The 16,615-nt window shown below is 67.2% G+C and carries 16 protein-coding genes and 1 rRNA gene; 4 read left to right on the top strand and 13 right to left on the bottom strand.

Features of this window, described 5'->3' with window-relative positions; genetic code table 11:
• The first annotated feature begins 56 nt into the window (after positions 1-56).
• A 5S ribosomal RNA gene (rrf, locus tag ACZ5YA_RS12725) occupies positions 57-169 on the top strand.
• Between the two features lie 155 nt (positions 170-324).
• On the opposite strand, the gene ACZ5YA_RS12720 is transcribed toward rrf, so the two are convergent.
• The 4 genes from ACZ5YA_RS12720 to ACZ5YA_RS12705 all read right to left on the bottom strand — a co-directional run bounded on the left by ACZ5YA_RS12720 (position 325) and on the right by ACZ5YA_RS12705 (position 2,868).
• Positions 325-1,065 (bottom strand): aldolase, encoded by a 741-nt coding sequence (locus tag ACZ5YA_RS12720; RefSeq protein WP_059371735.1) that lies wholly within the window; start codon positions 1,063-1,065, stop codon positions 325-327.
• A gap of 58 nt (positions 1,066-1,123) precedes the next feature.
• Positions 1,124-1,528, bottom strand: a complete 405-nt coding sequence (locus ACZ5YA_RS12715) for a YchJ family protein (RefSeq protein WP_059371736.1) — start codon at positions 1,526-1,528, stop codon at positions 1,124-1,126.
• A gap of 21 nt (positions 1,529-1,549) precedes the next feature.
• Positions 1,550-1,822 (bottom strand): GNAT family N-acetyltransferase, encoded by a 273-nt coding sequence (locus ACZ5YA_RS12710; protein WP_118934686.1) that lies wholly within the window; start codon positions 1,820-1,822, stop codon positions 1,550-1,552.
• 95 nt (positions 1,823-1,917) lie between these two features.
• Entirely contained in the window at positions 1,918-2,868 is a 951-nt protein-coding gene (locus ACZ5YA_RS12705) for a 3-hydroxyacyl-CoA dehydrogenase NAD-binding domain-containing protein (protein WP_464092632.1), read from the bottom strand.
• A 119-nt stretch (positions 2,869-2,987) separates the two neighbouring features.
• Between ACZ5YA_RS12705 and ACZ5YA_RS12700 the strand changes: the two genes are divergently transcribed.
• Positions 2,988-3,620: a cysteine peptidase family C39 domain-containing protein gene (locus ACZ5YA_RS12700; protein WP_464092631.1), complete on the top strand. Its 633-nt coding sequence runs from the start codon at positions 2,988-2,990 to the stop codon at positions 3,618-3,620.
• 46 nt (positions 3,621-3,666) lie between these two features.
• Here ACZ5YA_RS12700 and ACZ5YA_RS12695 read toward each other — a convergent pair whose 3' ends face one another.
• Positions 3,667-5,067 carry an MFS transporter gene (locus ACZ5YA_RS12695; RefSeq protein WP_059371740.1) on the bottom strand — a complete coding sequence of 467 codons (1,401 nt, stop codon included), beginning with the start codon at positions 5,065-5,067 and terminating at the stop codon, positions 3,667-3,669.
• A gap of 114 nt (positions 5,068-5,181) precedes the next feature.
• Between ACZ5YA_RS12695 and ACZ5YA_RS12690 the strand changes: the two genes are divergently transcribed.
• Both ACZ5YA_RS12690 and ACZ5YA_RS12685 read left to right on the top strand, forming a co-directional pair.
• On the top strand, positions 5,182-6,051 hold the full coding sequence (locus tag ACZ5YA_RS12690) for a LysR family transcriptional regulator (RefSeq protein WP_059371741.1): 870 nt from the start codon (positions 5,182-5,184) through the stop codon (positions 6,049-6,051).
• 90 nt (positions 6,052-6,141) lie between these two features.
• Positions 6,142-7,557 carry an amidase family protein gene (locus ACZ5YA_RS12685; protein ID WP_464092630.1) on the top strand — a complete coding sequence of 472 codons (1,416 nt, stop codon included), beginning with the start codon at positions 6,142-6,144 and terminating at the stop codon, positions 7,555-7,557.
• A 53-nt stretch (positions 7,558-7,610) separates the two neighbouring features.
• Here the strand turns inward: ACZ5YA_RS12685 and ACZ5YA_RS12680 are convergent, their stop codons facing one another.
• The 8 genes from ACZ5YA_RS12680 to ACZ5YA_RS12645 form a co-directional block, all read right to left on the bottom strand.
• Complete coding sequence (locus ACZ5YA_RS12680) at positions 7,611-8,399, bottom strand: 2-keto-4-pentenoate hydratase (RefSeq protein WP_251881261.1); 789 nt, start codon at positions 8,397-8,399, stop codon at positions 7,611-7,613.
• 4 nt (positions 8,400-8,403) lie between these two features.
• The gene (locus ACZ5YA_RS12675; RefSeq protein ID WP_251881262.1) at positions 8,404-8,781 is read right to left on the bottom strand and encodes a hypothetical protein; all 378 of its coding nucleotides are present in this window, start codon (positions 8,779-8,781) and stop codon (positions 8,404-8,406) included.
• A 139-nt stretch (positions 8,782-8,920) separates the two neighbouring features.
• Positions 8,921-10,201: a glutamate-5-semialdehyde dehydrogenase gene (locus ACZ5YA_RS12670; RefSeq protein WP_118934674.1), complete on the bottom strand. Its 1,281-nt coding sequence runs from the start codon at positions 10,199-10,201 to the stop codon at positions 8,921-8,923.
• Positions 10,202-10,316: 115 nt separating this feature from the next.
• On the bottom strand, positions 10,317-11,372 hold the full coding sequence (gene holA, locus ACZ5YA_RS12665) for a DNA polymerase III subunit delta (protein WP_054451201.1): 1,056 nt from the start codon (positions 11,370-11,372) through the stop codon (positions 10,317-10,319).
• On the bottom strand, positions 11,373-12,035 hold the full coding sequence (locus ACZ5YA_RS12660; protein WP_059371746.1) for an LPS-assembly lipoprotein LptE: 663 nt from the start codon (positions 12,033-12,035) through the stop codon (positions 11,373-11,375).
• 11 nt (positions 12,036-12,046) lie between these two features.
• The gene (leuS, locus tag ACZ5YA_RS12655) at positions 12,047-14,704 is read right to left on the bottom strand and encodes a leucine--tRNA ligase (protein WP_464092629.1); all 2,658 of its coding nucleotides are present in this window, start codon (positions 14,702-14,704) and stop codon (positions 12,047-12,049) included.
• Positions 14,705-14,789: 85 nt separating this feature from the next.
• The gene (locus ACZ5YA_RS12650) at positions 14,790-16,010 is read right to left on the bottom strand and encodes an MFS transporter (protein WP_059371748.1); all 1,221 of its coding nucleotides are present in this window, start codon (positions 16,008-16,010) and stop codon (positions 14,790-14,792) included.
• Between the two features lie 41 nt (positions 16,011-16,051).
• The gene (locus tag ACZ5YA_RS12645) at positions 16,052-16,564 is read right to left on the bottom strand and encodes a MarR family winged helix-turn-helix transcriptional regulator (protein WP_054451205.1); all 513 of its coding nucleotides are present in this window, start codon (positions 16,562-16,564) and stop codon (positions 16,052-16,054) included.
• Between the last annotated feature and the right edge of the window lie 51 nt (positions 16,565-16,615).

The raw sequence follows: 16,615 nt of genomic DNA, 5'->3' as shown, positions 1-16,615 counted from the left end.
GTGTTTCTTCCAAGATTGGAGCAGTTGCCTCAACCGCAACCGCTCAACCAGTTACGCTTGACGACCATAGCGAGTTGGTCCCACTCCTTCCCATCCCGAACAGGACAGTGAAACGACTTTGCGCCGATGATAGTGGACGGACGTCTGTGAAAGTAGGTCATCGTCAAGCTTTTATTCCGCAAAACCCCACAGGTAACCCCTGTGGGGTTTTGTCTTTGTGGCGCCGCGTCGATGATTAGACTCATGCGGTCCGCAACCTCCAATGAAAAAGCCCTCGCAGGATGCTCCTGCGAGGGCTTTTGTTTTTCCCGTCAAAGACAGCGGTTAAGGCAATTGACGGCGCAAGGCGGCGAAGAACAGCTCGGATTGCAGGCGTTCGCTCTGGACCTGAGCGGCAACCTTGGCAGCCAGATCAGGATCGACTGGCACTAGCGGGCGTCCCGTCGATTGCGCAAGCACCTGGGCGGTACAGGCGCGTTCCAGGAAGAACAGGTCGTCATAGGCATAGTCCAGCCGTTCCCCGCAGACCACGACGCCGTGGTTGCCGAGGAAGACCACATCCGCGCCCTGCATTGCATGGGCGATGCGTTCGCCTTCGCTGACGTCCAGCGCCAGGCCGTTGTAGCGTTCGTCGATCGCCAGGCGGCCGTGAAAGCGCATGGCGTTCTGCGACAGCGTGGTGTCGAGCGCGCGATCCGAGGTGAGTGTCAGGGCCGTGGCGTAGGGCATGTGCGTGTGCAGCACACAGGCCTTGCCGGCGATGCGGTGAATGGCGGCATGGATGAACATGGCCGTGGGCTCGACTGCATGGCGACCCGCGAGCTTGTTGCCTTGGGCATCGATCAGCACGATGTCGTCCGCTTGCACTTCATGCCACATCAGCCCGCGAGGATTGAGGAGGAAATGCTCCGAGTCGCCCGGCAAGGCCACGCTGAAGTGATTGCAGACGCCTTCGCCCAGACCATGCGCTGCGGCGGCTCGCAATGCGAGCGCAAGATCGGCGCGCAGTGCCGCGACAGATTCTGCGTGAAAGAGCGCTTCGGCGTGGCGAGAATCCTGGTTCATGTCTGCCTTTTCTGGTGTGTGGGTTGGGAAGGGCCAAGTCCGAAAGTGCCGGACCTGGTCAGTACAGGTCGCCGTCCACGTAGAACCACTGGCCGCCTTCACGGACGAAGCGGCTGAGTTCGTGCAGACGGTGGGCGCGGCCGGCCTGGCGGCTGCGGGCGACGAATTCCACGGTGGCGTGTTCAGAGTCCTGGCTAGCTGTTTGCTTGATCGCCAGACCCAGCCACTTCAGGTCGGGCGGATTGGGTTCGAGCGCGCTGGGGCGGGTGCTGGGGTGCCAGGTCGCCAACAGATAGGGCAGCTTGTCCAGCACGAAGGCGCTGTAGCGCGAGCGCATCAGCGCCTCGGCGCTGGGCGCCTGCAGCGCTTGCGGGCCTTCATGCCAGCGGCCGCAGCATTCGGAGTACGGCTTGGGATTGCCGCAAGGGCAGGCCGAGGCCGGGAGCTTGGAGGGTTTGGTCACGATGCGAAAAGCCCAGGACGCTCAGGCCAGCAGATCGTTGTATTCAGGGTGCCGGCGGATATACGCGTCGGCGTACGAGCACAAGGGCCGCACCTTCCAACCCCGGGCGCGCGCATCGTCCAGCGCGTACTGGGTCAACGCCGCGGCGATGCCGCGGCCGCCTACCTGGCTAGGCACGCCGGTGTGCGTGATCGCCATGGTGTGGTCTTGCAACTGGTAGTCGAGCACGCATAGAACGCCATCGACGGTGGCGGTGTAGCGGGAAAGCGAACTGTCGTGTGTGACGGAGATCATTCGGAGGAGTCCTGCTATGGAAGTGGGCAGGCGGCGTTGCCTGCCGGTTGCGGAGGATGCCGGCCTTTTGGCCTGAACCGGGCTGCAGCCCGGGTTCAGCGTTGCAGCACTTTCAGCAGCGCGGTCAATTGCGCATCGCGCGTCTGCACCAAGTCGGCGATGCTGCGCTCGCCGGCTTCGGCGTTGACGCCTGCGATCAGGCGCTGCTGCAGGTCTGGGGTGACTTCAGGTGCGCCAAGATCGTCCCACCAGGTTTGGACTGGGCCCAGCAAGTGATCCATGAAGTTTGCCAGCCCGCCCGTCCCGCCGCCCAGGTTGAAGGTCATGTGCGGGCCGAACAGCGCCCAGCGCAGGCCGGGGCCTTGCGACACGGCGGCGTCGATGTCGGCCACGCTGGCGACGTTCTCGGCCGCCAGGTGTATCGCTTCGCGCCACAGGGCCGCCTGCAGCCGGTTGGCGATGTGGCCGGGGACTTCCTTGTTCAAGCGGATGGGGTACTTGCCCAGGCCGCGGTAGAAGGCGATGCAACGATCGATGGTGTCGGCCGAGGTCAGTTCGCCGCCTACCACTTCGACCAGCGGAATCAGGTGCGGCGGATTGAACGGATGCCCGATGACGAAGCGCGAGGCATGGCGGCACTGCGATTGCAGGCGGCTCATGATGAGGCCGGACGAGCTGGAGGCGACGATGACCTGCGGCGGCAGCGCGGCGTCCATGCGCGCAAAGAGCGCGGTCTTGAAGTCCTCGCGCTCGGGCGCGTTTTCCTGCACGAAGTCTGCGCCGGCCAGCGCAGCCTCCAGGTCCGGTTCGAAGCGCAGCGCCTCGGCTGAGGCGCCGGGCAGCACGTGTCCAAGTTCCGCCAGCACGGGCCATGCTGCCTGCACGCGGGCGCGCGTCAGCGCTTCGGCGTCGGCGGCGGGATCGCTGACGACGACCTCAAGGCCGCGAGCGAGGAACAGCGCAGCCCAACTGGCGCCTATGGTGCCTGCGCCGACAATGGCGACGCGGCGGATGGCGGGCGGGTTGGACGTGGCAGGGCTGGACATGCGGGTCTCCTGTGAGCACGGATAGGAGCATTGTGAAGCAAACGCCGACTGGTTGCCACGCACAGGGCGCGCGGGCAAGATAGCGGCTCTCTTCGACCTGCAGAATCCAGGAGTTCAGCATGAACGCGACGCCAGCCTCCCGATCCGCCGTGCCGTATTTTTGCCAATGGGAGTCGGCGCATCTGGCCAGCGAAATCATCCAGGGCAAGCTGTCCCTGGCCGATGATCCGGCCTGGCGGGGCTCGGGCGCGCGCGACGTGGATGAGTACGCGCGCTGGGCCAGCCACGTCTGCGGCATGGCCTGCCTGAAGATGGTGCTGGCGGCGCGCGACGGGCGGCATTATCCGACGCTGGAGCTGGCGCGGGGCAGCGTGCCTTACGGCGCCTATACCGTGGAAGGCGAACAGATCAAGGGCATGGTCTACGCGCCGTTCGTGCGCTACGTGGACGAGGCATTCGGCCTGGCGGCGCGGGTGCATGTCGATCTGCGCGCGGAAGAACTGCCTGGCTTGATGGCGCAGGCCGCCTACTTCATGGCGTCCGTGCATCCCTGGATACGCTGGCCCGAGCGGAAGCCGCCCAGGAAGGGCGGGCACCTGGTGCTGGTGACGCGTGCAACGGCGGACTCGGTGACCTTCCACAATCCTTCGGGCGAGCCGGGCACGCAGGCCGATGTCGAATTGCCGCTGGCCGTCTTCGACGAATTCTTCGCGGGGCGCGGCGTGGCGATACTCCCGGCCGCGCACGCTTGAGCGTTGCGGCCTTCATGGCCTGTGACGGCCGCCGCCTCGCCCGCGTTCAGGCGTTGCGCGCGCGTTGCAGGTAGCGCCATGCCAGCACGGCAGCGAGCAGATAGCCTGAGGTGATGACGACGTAGGCGGCGGGCAGGCTGGCGCTCCACTGCGGCAGCAGATGCAGGATGGTACCCATCAGCGCGACGCCTACCAGCGCGCCCGATTGGCGGTTGGCATTCAGGGCGGCGGCGGCGCTGTTGGCGTGGCCCTTGCCCGATACCTGCATGACCACGCTGGTCATGGCGGGGACGGCGACGCCCACGCCCAGATTGGCCACTGCGACGATGATGGCGAACGGCCAGTAGGCCATGTCTGGCGAGAACATGACGATCCCCGCGGCGCTCATGGCCGCGGCCAGCGACACCCCGCCCAGCAGCGCTGTCGACACGTTCCAGCGCGCCGACACCCGGCTGGACAGCAGATTTCCCAAGGAAAATACGGCCAGCATGGGTACCAGCTGCAGGCCGGTCTCCAGGGCATCCGCGCCGCGCGCATGCTGCAGGAACAGGCTGAGCAAGAACAGCTGGCCGTAGGCTGCCAGATTGATCAGAAAGCCGACGCCGTTGGCGGCCGCGAATTGCGGGGTTGCGAACAGGACGCGCGGGATGATGGGGTCGGCATGGCGGCGCTCGCGCCGCACCAGCGACAGGGCAGCGGCCGCGCACAGGGCAATCGTGACCAGGATGGGGTTGGAGGACCAGCCATAGGCATTGCCCTGGATCAGCACGAAGCACAGCGAGGACAAGGCGATCACGCCCAGCAGGTGGCTCAGCGGATTGAGTGCGCGCGGGCGGCGTGGGGCCGCCTGGATGCGGCGGCGCGCCAGCCACAAGCCGCCCAGCCCCAACGGGATGTTGATGAGGAAGATCCCGCGCCAGCCGAATTGGTGGATCAGCACGCCGCCCAGGAGCGGGCCGGCGGCGCCCGCCACCGCCACGATGGCGGACCAGGCGGCCAGCATGCGGTTGCGCACCTGATCGTCGTCGTAGGCATGGGTCAGCAGGCTGAGGGAGCTGGGCATGAACAGGGCAGCGCCCAGCCCTTGCAGCATGCGGGCCAGGATCAGCATGTCGGCGTTGGGCGCCAGGCCGCAGAGCAGGGACGCCAGGGTGAAGACGCCCAAGCCGGCCAGATAGATCGTCTTGGCGCCATAGCGGTCGGCCAGCGCGCCGGCCACCAGCAGCAGGGCCGCGAAAGTGAGGGTGTAGCCATCCACGATCCAGACCAGGTCCGTCAGGGGGACGGTGAACTGCACCGCGATGCTGGGCAAGGCGACGTTGACGACGGTGACGTCCAGCATGGCCATGACGAATCCGATGGCCAGCGTGACAAGCGGCAGCAGGCCGGCCGCGGCGGGTTTGGCGGCCAGCGAGGGCGCGGAGAGGTTGGGGCAGGCGGAACTCATGGCTGGTGGTGTGGCAGGGCTGTCGAGGACTGAAGCTTAGACCTGCGCTTTGATGCAAAAAAGCCGAATAATTGCTTTACAGTGATGCAAAAATGCATAGATGGAGAGATCGCCATGGACTGGGACAATGCCAGGATCTTCCTGGCCATCTACCGGGTAGGAACCTTGCGGGGCGCCGCCGCGCTGCTGCAGATCGACCAGGCCACCGCCGGGCGCAGACTGGCGGCGCTGGAGTCCTCGCTGGACGCGCGTCTGTTCCTGCGCACGCCGGGCGGATACGTGCCCACGGCGGCCGGCGAACTGGCGTTCGCGGCTGCGGAACGCATGGAGCAGGCGGCGGACCAATTGCAGCGCCAGATGCAGGGGCTGGATCATCGCCTGTCCGGCGTGGTGCGCGTGGCGACCTCGGAAACCGTGGCCAGCTACTACATCATGGAAGCGGTGCGGCGCGTGCATGCCCAACACCCCGACATCCGCGTGGTGCTGTCCACGGCCATCCAGATCAGCAACCTGACGCGCCGCGAAGCCGACCTGGCGATACGGAACATCAAGCCGGACAATCCGGATCTGATCCACCGCCACCTGACGCGCAAGGAGGTCGGCCTGTACGCTTCGCGGGCCTACCTGGCCGCGCATGGCGAGCCGCGGCCGGGCACGGCGTTCGCGGGCCACACGCTGGTGACGTACCAGCAGGCGGTGCTGCCGGGATGGTCCGATACCTTCTGCGGCGAACCCACGGGCAACGGCCGCATCGGCATGGAGCTGAACTCCGGTCTGATGATTCTCGAAGCGGTCGCGGCCGGGCTGGGCATCGGCGAGGTGCCTACGCACATGGCGCCCGGATATCCGGAGCTGGTACGCATCTGGCCGACGCGCAGCGAACCCTACGACCTGTGGCTGGTGATGCACGGCGACCTGAACCGCACGGCCCGCGTGCGCGCCGTGGCCGACGCGATAGTCGAGGTCTTCGAAGAAGACGAGTAGCGTTCCTGGCCGGGGGCGGCTTGTGGGCAGGCGCGGCAGGCGCTAAGGTTTGCCTGATCCTTCAATGCAACCATGATTCAGGAGTCGCGCGTGTCCGATCTTTGGCGTTTGTCCGCAGTTGAGCTTGCCGCCCGCATCCGCAAGCGCGAGGTGTCCGCCCGCGAGGCCGCGCAAAGCGCGCTGGGCCGGTTGGATGCCGTCAATCCCGCGATCAATGCCGTGGTGGACCACCGCCCGGACGATGTGCTGGCCCAAGCGGCGCAAGTGGATGCGATGCTTGCGCGTGGCGAAGACCCGGGGCCGTTGGCCGGCGTGCCTGTCACGGTGAAGATCAACGTGGACCAGGCGGGTTACGCCACGACCAATGGCGTGAAGCTGCAGAAGGATTTGATCGCGGCGCAGAACAGCCCTGTCGTGGACAATCTGCTGCGCGCGGGGGCCGTGATCCTGGGCCGCACCAACACGCCCGCGTTTTCCTTGCGCTGGTTCACCGGCAATGCGCTGCATGGCGATACCTTGAACCCGCGCAATCCTGCGCTGACGCCCGGCGGCTCGTCGGGAGGCGCGGCAGCCGCGGTGGCGGCCGGCATCGGGCATCTGGCGCATGGCACGGATATCGCCGGCTCCATCCGCTATCCGGCCTATGCCTGCGGCGTGCACGGCCTGCGGCCGTCCCTGGGACGCGTGGCGGCCTACAACGCCGCGCTGCCGGAACGCTCGATCGGCGGCCAGTTGACCGCGGTGTCCGGGCCCCTGGGGCGCAGCATCGCCGACCTGAGGCTGGGCCTGGCCGCGCTGGCGGCGCGGGATGCTCGCGATCCTTGGTGGGTGCCTGCTCCCCTGGTGGGAGCCGAGGCGCCGCGCCGGGCCGCGCTGTGCCTGAATCCGGACGGCATGGACACCCAGCCCGCCGTGGTCAAGGCCTTGCAGGAAGCCGCGCGCCGGCTCAGCGAGGCAGGCTGGACGGTGGACACGCTGGATGCGGTACCGCCGATGCAGGAGGCGGCGGACCTGCAGATCCGCATGTGGCTGGCCGATGGTTACGACGCCATGGTGGCCGCCGCCGAGAAAGAAGGGGATCGCGGCGCGCTGGTGGCGCTTGCCGGCCAGCGCGACAAGGCGGCCGGGGCCGACCTTGCCAGTTTTTCGGCCACGCTGACGCGGCGCGCCACGCTGACCCGCCTGTGGGAACAGTTCTTCGCCGAGTATCCCGTATTGTTGTTGCCCGTGTCGGCCGAGCTGCCGTTCCCGGACAAGCTCGACCTGCAAGGCGATGCCGCGTATGCGCGCGTCTGGCGCGCGCAGATGACGCAGATCGGCGTGCCGTTCATGGGTTTGCCGGGCCTGTCGGTGGCGATGGGGAGCGCGATGAGCGAGGCGGGCGCGAGCCCGGTCGGCGTGCAGGTGCTGGCGGGACGCTACCGCGAGGACCTGTGTCTGGATGTGGGGGAAATCATCGAGGCGGGCGCAGCGCCCATCGACATCGCGCAGCCAGCGGCCCGCTAGTCCGCGAGAGCGGACAAGGCGGGCATGGGACGCAAGCTCGGCGTACGGCCGGGCTAGGGCTTGCTGAACCGCAGGCGCAGGACGCCGAGGTCGCCGTAGGCGAGTTCCAGGTCGCGGTTGGCGGGCACGTCCAGGAAGCCGGCGTAGGAGCCGGTGATGACGTGCTGGCCGGCGCGCAGTCCCAGGCCCTGTTCACGCAGGAAATTGGCCAGCCAGTAGAGCCCGGCCTTGGGGTGATCGTTCGGGTGGATGCCCGCGTGCTGCTCGGTTTCGACTCCGTCCACGGACAGCGTGATGCTCAAGGCGCCGGGCGCATCGTGCGGCGATGCGATGCGCGGACCCAGCACCAGGCCCTGATTGAACATATGGTCGGCCAGGAGCTCGGGCAGGCTGGCATGTTCCGGGGCTGCATAGCGGCAGCCCAGCACTTCCAGGGCCAGGCGCGCGCCGCCGATGGCCGCGTCCACATCCGCTTCGGTGTAGGGCTCGGGGCGGGCGGGCAGATCCCGCGCAATTTCGAACGCGATCTCGGGTTCGATGCGCACGGTCTCGGTCTGGGCCGCAACAGGGCCGGCGTCGGCGTAGGCGACGGTCGAGGCGTAGATCGGCGCGACCACGCTTTTCTCGGGCGTGGGCAACGCGCTCTTCCAGGCGCCGATGTCGTCCCGATGCTTCTCAAGCAGCAGCTGCGCGGTGCGTTGCTGCACGGCGAAGGCCTGGTTCAGCGATTGGGGGCGGCAGTCGGCGGGCAAGCGCGGGCCGGCGACGCCGGATTCGCGCGCGGCGACCAGATAGCGGGCCGCCTCGAGGCTGCCGGGATAGTCTTCGATTCTGATCTGCATGGGTTCAAGCTCCCAGGAACAGCATGATCCAAAGGACGATCATGGCGATCAGGCCGAGCCAGCACGAACCCCAGAAGCCGACGATCGGCCATTTCAGCGACAGCGGCGTCTTCTTCGGATCGACGTGGGTAAGCAGGTCGTTGGCGTTGCCGATCAGCCAGAAGCGCGTGCCGGGAAACATCAGGCGGAAGAAATAATCCAGCATGATGGACGCCTGGATCGCCAGCGGATACTGATTGAACGGGCGGTGCTGCAGATACGGGTGCTTCAGCGCGGCGTTGATCTGCTTGCTCTTGATGAACAGCACGATGCCGCTGAGCGTGCACGTGATGAAGCACAGCAGGAAGAGGCTGAAGGCCATGGCCATCGCGGGTGAGTACATGGGGATCTCAGGAAGACGCGGCGCGCCGCGTTCGGATGAAAAGAAAGCCTGCGGAAAATCGCTGACCGTATTGTAGAAGGCTTGCCGCGGCCCCGTGTTCAGGGCCGCGTCAGTCTGCGCGCAGCGCGGCGCCTTGGGGTCAGCCGCGCACCTGGCCTTCGCCGCTGAGCACCCATTTCAGCGTGGTCAGGCCTTCCAGGCCGACCGGGCCGCGCGCGTGCAGGCGGTTCGTGGAGATGCCGATCTCGGCGCCCAGGCCGTATTCGAAGCCGTCCGCAAAGCAGGTCGGCAGGTTGACGTATACCGAGCTGGAGTCGACCTCGCGCTGGAAGCGCTGCGCGGCGGACAGGTCCTCGGTGACGATCGCGTCGGTATGGCCGGAGCCCCAGCGCGCGATGTGTTCGATGGCGTCGTCCAGCGTGTCGACGATGCGCACCGCCAGGATGGGACCCAGGTATTCCGTGGCCCAGTCTTCTTCCGTGGCCGGCTTGGCGTGCGGCAGCAGGGCCAGCGTGCGCGGGCAGCCGCGCAATTCGACGCCATGTTCGGTGAGGGCCGCGGCCAGGCTGGGCAGGATGGAAACGGCGGCGACCGCGTCGACCAGCAGCGTTTCCATGGCGCCGCAGATGCCGTAGCGATAGGTCTTGGCATTGAAGGCGATGGCGTGCGCCTTGTCCGGATCGGCCGCCGCGTCGATATAGACGTGGCAGTTGCCGTCCAGGTGCTTGATGAGCGGCACGCGGGCCTCCTGCGACAGGCGGGCGATCAGGCCCTTGCCGCCGCGCGGCACGATGACGTCGATGTGCTCGGTCATGGTGATGAGCTTGCCGACGGCGGCCCGGTCGGCCGTGGCGACAACCTGCACCGCGTCTTGCGGCAGGCCCGCGGCGGCCAGGCCGGTCTGCACGATGCGCCCCAGCGCGATGTTGGAATGCAGGGCTTCGCTGCCGCCGCGCAGGATGGCGGCGTTGCCGGACTTCAGGCACAGCGCGGCCGCGTCGATGGTCACGTTGGGACGCGATTCGTAGATGATGCCGATCACGCCCAGCGGCACGCGCATCTGCGCCACGCGCATGCCGTTGGGGCGCACGCTGGTGGCGGTGATGCTGCCGATGGGATCAGGCAGGGCGGCGATCTGGCGCAGGCCCTCGGCCATGTGCGCCAGCGTCTTGTCCGACAGCGTCAGGCGGTCCAGCAGCGCCGGCTCCAGGCCGTTGCCGCGGGCTGCGGCCAGGTCTTTCTCGTTGGCGGCCTTGAGTTCGTCGTGGCTGGCGGCCAGGGCGTCGGCCATGGCCAGCAGGGCCTGGTTCTTGGCGGCGCCGGTGGCGCGCATCATGGCGCGCGAGGCGCGGCGGGCGTTTTCGCCCAGGGTGAGCATGGCTTGTTCGATGGAGGACGTGGACATGGCAGCGTCGATCATGAGAATGGGGCGGCGCGGACGCCGCCTGGAGATTCAGTGTATATCCGGCCGCTAGGCCGGGCGAACTCCAGCCGCAGGGCCGGAGGGAGAGGCGAAGGCGGCGGCTATGCCGCCTTCACGGTCGTCCGCCCGCGGCGGCGACGCGCAGCGCGAGCCGCGTCATTTCTTCCCAGGGATCGGACAGGCGTCCCGGCACCGACAGGCCCTTGATCAGGCGGTCGACCTCATGGGCATGCTGCACGGCGGCCGGCCACACGTTCGGCTGCACCCGGTTCAGCGCCTGCAGCGCCAGCCGTTCGTGCGCGCCGAAAATGCGCAGACGGCGCATCAGGCCGTTGACGTCCTGGCCCAGGGCGCGCGCTTCGGCGATGCGGGCCAGCAGGCGGATTTCCTCGCCGACCGCCCACAGCACCAGCGGCAGGGCTTCGCCTTCGGCGCGCAGGCCGTCGATCATGCGGATGGTGCGGCCGGTGTCGCCGGCGAGCATGGCGTCGCGCAAGCCGAAGACGTCGTAGCGCGCGACGTTCAGCACCGCGCGCTCCACGTCCTCCGCGGCCAGTTGGCCTTCGGGGTAGAGCAGGCCCAGTTTCTGGATTTCCTGGTGCGCGGCCAGCAGATTGCCTTCCACCTTGTCGGCCATCCATTGCAGGGTGGCGCCGTCGGCGCGCTGGTTCTGGCGCGCCAGCCGCATGCCGACCCAGGCGGGCAGGCGGCCGCGTTCGATGTTGGCGATATCGACCATCATGCCGCCGCGGCTCAGGGCTTGCACCCAGCGGCTTTCGCGGGTGGCCTTGTCCAGGCGGGGCAGGGCGATCAGCACGAGCGTGTCGGGATCCGCCTGCTTCTCGGCCTGTTCGGCCAGCTTGGCCAGGGTGTCGGCGCCGGATTTGCCGGGCTTGCCCGTCGGGATCTTGATTTCAAGGATGCGGCGGTCGCCGAACAGCGACACGCTTTGCGTGGCGGCGGTGACCGAACTCCAGTCGCTGCGCGCGTCCATCACCATGGACAGGCGGTCGGTGTAGCCCGCGTTGCGGGCCGCCGCGCGCAGGGCGTCCACGGCCTCGGTCACGAGCAGGGGTTCGTCGCCCGAAACCGTATAGAGCGGCGCCAGGCGGTTGCCTGGCCGCTGCAGGTGCTCGGCCAGGCGATCCGCGTCCAGGGGCTGTGCCATTTAACGCAGGATGGCCGGGTCGGTGGTGGACGGCGTCTGCCACGGCGTGGGCGTGCGCTTTTGATCCGGCGTGGTCGGGTCGTACAGCGGGGTCTCGCCGTCTTCCGCGCGCTCTTCGGCATTCTCGAATGCGTGGCGCACTTCCGGCGCGGTCATGCGGCGCAGCAGGCGGGATACGAGGTCGCGCTGCATGGCCCGGTACAGCGTTTCGATCTGGCCTTGCTTGGCCTGCACGACCTGGTCGTCATAGGGCATTTCGCGGTAGATCGACAGTGTGGTGTCCGGGATCAGGGCGCGGCCCTTGGCGTCGATGAGGCGGAACGTGTAGTTGATGCCGAGTTCGTATTCCTCGACGCGGCCCTGGGCGTTCAGCGACACCTCCCGCAGAGTGCGGGTGTCGGCCACTTGCTGCAGGATGGCCTGCGCCTCCTTGGGCGTGGACACGATCTTGGTGTCCGGCGAGGCCGCGCGCAGCGCACGGCGCACGTCGGCGCCGAACTGCGTGGTGTCGGGAATGCCGACATACAAGGTGTCGAATGGCATCGGCGTGACGCCCCGCAAGGCGAAGCCGCAAGCGGAGAGCAGCATGAACAGCGCCAGGCAGGCGCCGCGCAGCAGCCAGGACTGGCGGGGGGAATGCGTTTGTTGCCCGGCGAAGTGCATGCTTGACCTCATCAGCCTACGACGTTGACCAGTTTGCCCGGAACCACGATGACGCGCTTGGGCGGACGGCCTTCCAGGAAGCGGGCGACCTCTTCCTGGGATGCCGCGAGCTTTTCGATGTCTTCCTTGGCGGCCTTGGCGGCCACGCGGATGGAGCCGCGCAGCTTGCCGTTGACCTGGAGCATCAGCTCGATCTCGTCGGCGACCAGCGCCGCCTCGTCCACGTGCGGCCAGGGCGCGTCGAGCAGGTCGCCCAGCTCGTGGGCGTAGCCCAGGTCGCGCCACAGGTGCCAGGTGATGTGCGGCACCACGGGATACAGCACGCGCAGCAGCACGCCCAGCGTTTCGGCGTAGGCGGCGTCCGCGGCCGCGCCTTCGGGCAGCTTGGCGTCGTCGATGGCGTTGAGCATCTTCATGCACGCCGACACGACGGTGTTGTACTGGATGCGCTGGTAGTCGTAGTCGGCTTGCTTGAGCAGGCCGTAGACTTCGCGGCGCAGATCCTTGACCGGAGCCGGCGCCTGCGCCCAATCGGCGCCATGGGCCAGCCCGCGCGCGATGGCCTCGCGCTGGCCGTAACTGATGGACCAGAGACGGCGCAGGAAGCGGTTGGAGCCTTCGACGCCGGAGTCCGACCATTCGAGGGTCTGTTCCGGGGGGCTGGCGAACATGACGAACAGGCGAGCCGTGTCCGCGCCCAGCGTGTCGATCAGCGATTGCGGATCGACGCCGTTGTTCTTGGACTTGGACATCGTGCCCACGCCGCCGTAGGTGATGGCGGAGCCGTCCGACTTCAGCTTGGCGCCGACGATGGCGCCGCGGTCGTCGTAGACGTTTTCGACGTCTTCCGGCCAGAAGTACTCGATGCCGCCCTGCGGCGTCTTGCGCGAGTAGATATGGTTCAGCACCATGCCCTGGCACAGCAGCTTGGTGAAGGGCTCGTCGAAGTTGAGCAAGCCCATGTCGCGCATGACCTTGGTCCAGAAGCGGGCATACAGCAGGTGAAGCACCGCGTGCTCGATGCCGCCGATGTACTGGTCCATCGGCATCCAGTAGTCATTGCGCGCGTCGACCATGGCCTGGTCGTTGCCCGGCGAGGTATAGCGCATGAAATACCAGGACGAGTCCACGAAGGTGTCCATCGTGTCCGTTTCACGGCGCGCCGGCTTGCCGCATTTGGGGCAGGAGCAGGACAGGAAAGCCTCGTTCTTGGCCAGCGGGTTGCCGCTGCCGTCCGGGATGAGGTCGTCGGGCAGGACCACCGGCAGGTCTTTTTCCGGCACCGGGACCGGGCCGCAATCCGCGCAGTGGATGATGGGGATGGGGGTGCCCCAATAGCGCTGGCGCGAGATGCCCCAGTCGCGCAGGCGCCAGGTGGTCTGCTTTTCGCCCAGCCCTTGCGCGCCCAGGTCGACGGCGATGGCGTCGACCGCTTCCTTGTGGGAGAGGCCGTCGTACTTGCCGGAATTGATGGTGCGGCCGGCCTGCTTGTCGCCGTACCACTCCTGCCAGGCGTTGGTGGAGTATTCCTTGCCGGCCACGTCCACGACCTGCACGATGGGCAGGTCATATTTCTTGGCGAAGGCGAAGTCGCGCTCGTCATGCGCCGGCACGCCCATCACGGCGCCATCGCCGTAGGTCATGAGCACGTAGTTGCCGACCCAGACCTGGACTTCGGCGCCCGTGACCGGATGCGTGACGTACAGGCCCGTGGGCATGCCTTCCTTTTCGCGCGTGGCCATTTCGGCCTCGGTCGTGCCGCCCAGCTTGCATTGCTCGATGAACGCGGCCAGTTGCGGATTGGAGAGGGCGGCCTGCGTGGCCAGGGGGTGTTCCGGCGCCACGGCGCAGAAGGTCACGCCCATGATGGTGTCGGCGCGGGTGGTGAAGACGTACAGCTTGCCGTCCTGGATCAACTGGCCGTCCTGGCCGGCGATCTGGTGCGGGAAGGCGAAGCGCAGCCCCTCGGACTTGCCGATCCAGTTTTCCTGCATCAGGCGCACGCGCTCGGGCCAGCCGGGCAGGTCGTTCTGGACGGCGCCCAGCAGTTCGTCGGCGTAATCGGTGATGCGCAGGTAGTAGCCGGGGATCTCGCGCTTTTCGACCAGCGCGCCCGAGCGCCAGCCGCGGCCGTCGATGACCTGTTCGTTGGCCAGCACGGTCTGGTCCACCGGGTCCCAGTTGACGACCTGGGTCTTGCGGTAGGCGACGCCCTTTTCCAGCATCTTGAGGAACAGCCACTGGTTCCACTTGTAATACTGGGGATCGCAGGCGCACATTTCGCGCGACCAGTCGATCGCCAAGCCCATCGCCTTCATCTGCTTCTTCATGTAGGCGATGTTGTCGTACGTCCACTTCGCCGGCGGCACCTTGGACTTGATGGCGGCGTTTTCCGCCGGCATGCCGAAGGCGTCCCAGCCCATGGGCATCAGAACGTTATAGCCGCGCATGCGCAGCTGGCGGGCCATCATGTCGTTGATGGTGTAGTTGCGCACGTGGCCCATGTGCAGCTTGCCGCTGGGGTAGGGCAGCATGGAGCAGGCGTAGAACTTCGGCTTTTCGGAGCCGTCGGCGTTCTTGGCGTTTTCGTGGACCAGGTAGACGTCGCGGGCCTGCCAGTCTTGGTGGGCGGCTGCTTCGACGGTATTGGGGAGGTAACGTTCCTGCATGGGCTCGTGCACGATGGCAAAAAAAGGGTGAGCCGCCTCGCCGCGCGGGCGCGGAGGCGGCCAAAACCCCTGATTATAGGAGGTGCTAGGCGCGGGCAGGGGACGGAGCCGTTTCGGGGATGCGCGCGCTGGGCGCAAGGGCGCCATAAGCCAGCGTAATCACCCCGAGAACGGCGCCCGCCGTGACCACGCCGGGCCAGCCAAAATGGGCGTACAGCCAGGACGATACCAGCGAACCGGATGCGCCGCCGATGAAGTAGCTGGTCATATAGCCGGCGGTCAGCCGGCTGCGCGCCTCGGGGCGCAGCCGGTAGAGGGCGCTGCTGTTGGTGACGTGCACGCCCTGGATCGCCAAGTCCTGCACCAGGATGCCGGCCAGCAGGGCCAGCACCGACACCTGGCCGAATGCGATCAGTCCCCAGGAACCCAGCAGCAACAGCAGTCCGACGCGGGTGGCCAGGTTGCCCAGGCCGCGGTCGGCCAGGCGGCCGAAGCGATTGGCGGCGTAGGCGCCGGCGGCGCCCGCCAGGCCGAACAGGCCGATGGTGGTGTTGCTGTATTGATAGGGCGGGCTGGCCAGCAGGAAGGTCAGCGGAGTCCACAGCATGCTGAAGGCCGCGAACAGCAGGCCGCCCAGCAGCGAACGGGCGCGGAACAGCGGTTCCTCGACGAACATGCGCAGGATGGAGCCCAGCAGGCGCGGATAGCTCAGCCCGGCCGGACTCTGGTGGCGTGGCAGCAGGCGCCACAGGGCCGCAGACATGATCAGCATCAGGATGGCGGCCACCCAGTACACGGTGCGCCAACTGCCCACGTCGGCAAGCGCGCCGGCGACGGTGCGGGCCAGCAGGATGCCCAGCAGCAGTCCGCTCATGACGGTGCCCACGGCCTTGCCCCGCTCGTGCGGCGCGGCCAGCGTCGCGGCGAAAGGCACCAGGATCTGGGCCACCACGGACAGCATGCCCGTCAGCGCCGTGCCCAGGATCAGCACGCCGATATTCGGGGCGAAGGCGGAAATCAGCAGGCCGCCCGAGGACAGCAGGTTCATCAGCACGATCAGGCTGCGCCGCTCGAACATGTCGCCCAGGGGCACGAGCAGCATCAGGCCCACCGCATAGCTCAGCTGCGCGGTGGTGACGATGCTGCCCGCCGTGGCGCTGGACAGCGAGAATTGCTCGCTGATCGTATGCAGCAGCGGCTGCGCGTAATAGTTGCTGGCGACGGCGAGGCCGGTGGCGACCGACATCAGCAGGAGGATGGGCGCGGTCAGGGCTGGCGTCTGGGAGGACTGGGTAGCGGAAGTCATGGATCTGGATCGGGGATGATGGCTGCGGAAGAAGGCCCGGCTCAGGCGCCGATGCCGCCAGGCGTTTCCTGGTCCTGCTTGATCAGCAGCTTTCTGAGGAGGCCGGCCAGTTGCTTGCGCTCGGCTGCGGACAGCGGTTCAAGCAGTTCGTTGAGGTCCTTCAGATAGTCCTTCAGCACCAGCTTGATGGTGCGCAAGCCCTCGGCCGTGAGCGACACGATGACGCCGCGCCGGTCTTCCGGATTGGGGCTGCGCGTGAGCAGGCCGGCCTGCTCCAGGCGGTCGAGCCGGTTGGTCATCGCGCCGGAGGTCAGCAGCAGGGCCTCCACCAGCTTCTGCGGATTCAGCGCGTAGGGCGAGCCGCTGCGGTACAGCGTGGCCAGCACGTCGAATTCGCCCTGGTGCAGGTCATAGTTGCGGAAGCTGCGGTTCACGTTGCGTGCCGCCAGCGCGTTCAGGCGGAATACGCGGGTGACGACGGACATGGCGGCGAAGTCCTGGGCGGGACATTCGGCGGTCCATTGCGAGATCACCAGATCGACGAGGTCATTCATGGGCTTGGGGATTTATTTTTACGTGAAGTATCTTAACATGAAGATAAATTG

This window comes from Achromobacter sp. JCM 18799, assembly GCF_055395645.1.
Note: the sequence above shows the minus strand (reverse complement) of the source record. Positions and strands in the feature narration are given on the sequence as shown.

Excerpts from the sequence above, each read along its gene's own strand:
- ACZ5YA_RS12720 (WP_059371735.1), bottom strand. The coding sequence starts at position 1,065 with ATGAACCAGGATTCTCGCCACGCCGAAGCGCTCTTTCACGCAGAATCT.
- ACZ5YA_RS12710 (WP_118934686.1), bottom strand. The coding sequence starts at position 1,822 with ATGATCTCCGTCACACACGACAGTTCGCTTTCCCGCTACACCGCCACC.
- ACZ5YA_RS12705 (WP_464092632.1), bottom strand. The coding sequence starts at position 2,868 with ATGTCCAGCCCTGCCACGTCCAACCCGCCCGCCATCCGCCGCGTCGCC.
- ACZ5YA_RS12700 (WP_464092631.1), top strand. The coding sequence starts at position 2,988 with ATGAACGCGACGCCAGCCTCCCGATCCGCCGTGCCGTATTTTTGCCAA.
- ACZ5YA_RS12695 (WP_059371740.1), bottom strand. The coding sequence starts at position 5,067 with ATGAGTTCCGCCTGCCCCAACCTCTCCGCGCCCTCGCTGGCCGCCAAA.
- ACZ5YA_RS12690 (WP_059371741.1), top strand. The coding sequence starts at position 5,182 with ATGGACTGGGACAATGCCAGGATCTTCCTGGCCATCTACCGGGTAGGA.
- ACZ5YA_RS12680 (WP_251881261.1), bottom strand. The coding sequence starts at position 8,399 with ATGCAGATCAGAATCGAAGACTATCCCGGCAGCCTCGAGGCGGCCCGC.
- ACZ5YA_RS12675 (WP_251881262.1), bottom strand. The coding sequence starts at position 8,781 with ATGTACTCACCCGCGATGGCCATGGCCTTCAGCCTCTTCCTGCTGTGC.
- ACZ5YA_RS12670 (WP_118934674.1), bottom strand. The coding sequence starts at position 10,201 with ATGATCGACGCTGCCATGTCCACGTCCTCCATCGAACAAGCCATGCTC.
- holA (WP_054451201.1), bottom strand. The coding sequence starts at position 11,372 with ATGGCACAGCCCCTGGACGCGGATCGCCTGGCCGAGCACCTGCAGCGG.
- ACZ5YA_RS12660 (WP_059371746.1), bottom strand. The coding sequence starts at position 12,035 with ATGCACTTCGCCGGGCAACAAACGCATTCCCCCCGCCAGTCCTGGCTG.
- leuS (WP_464092629.1), bottom strand. The coding sequence starts at position 14,704 with ATGCAGGAACGTTACCTCCCCAATACCGTCGAAGCAGCCGCCCACCAA.
- ACZ5YA_RS12650 (WP_059371748.1), bottom strand. The coding sequence starts at position 16,010 with ATGACTTCCGCTACCCAGTCCTCCCAGACGCCAGCCCTGACCGCGCCC.
- ACZ5YA_RS12645 (WP_054451205.1), bottom strand. The coding sequence starts at position 16,564 with ATGAATGACCTCGTCGATCTGGTGATCTCGCAATGGACCGCCGAATGT.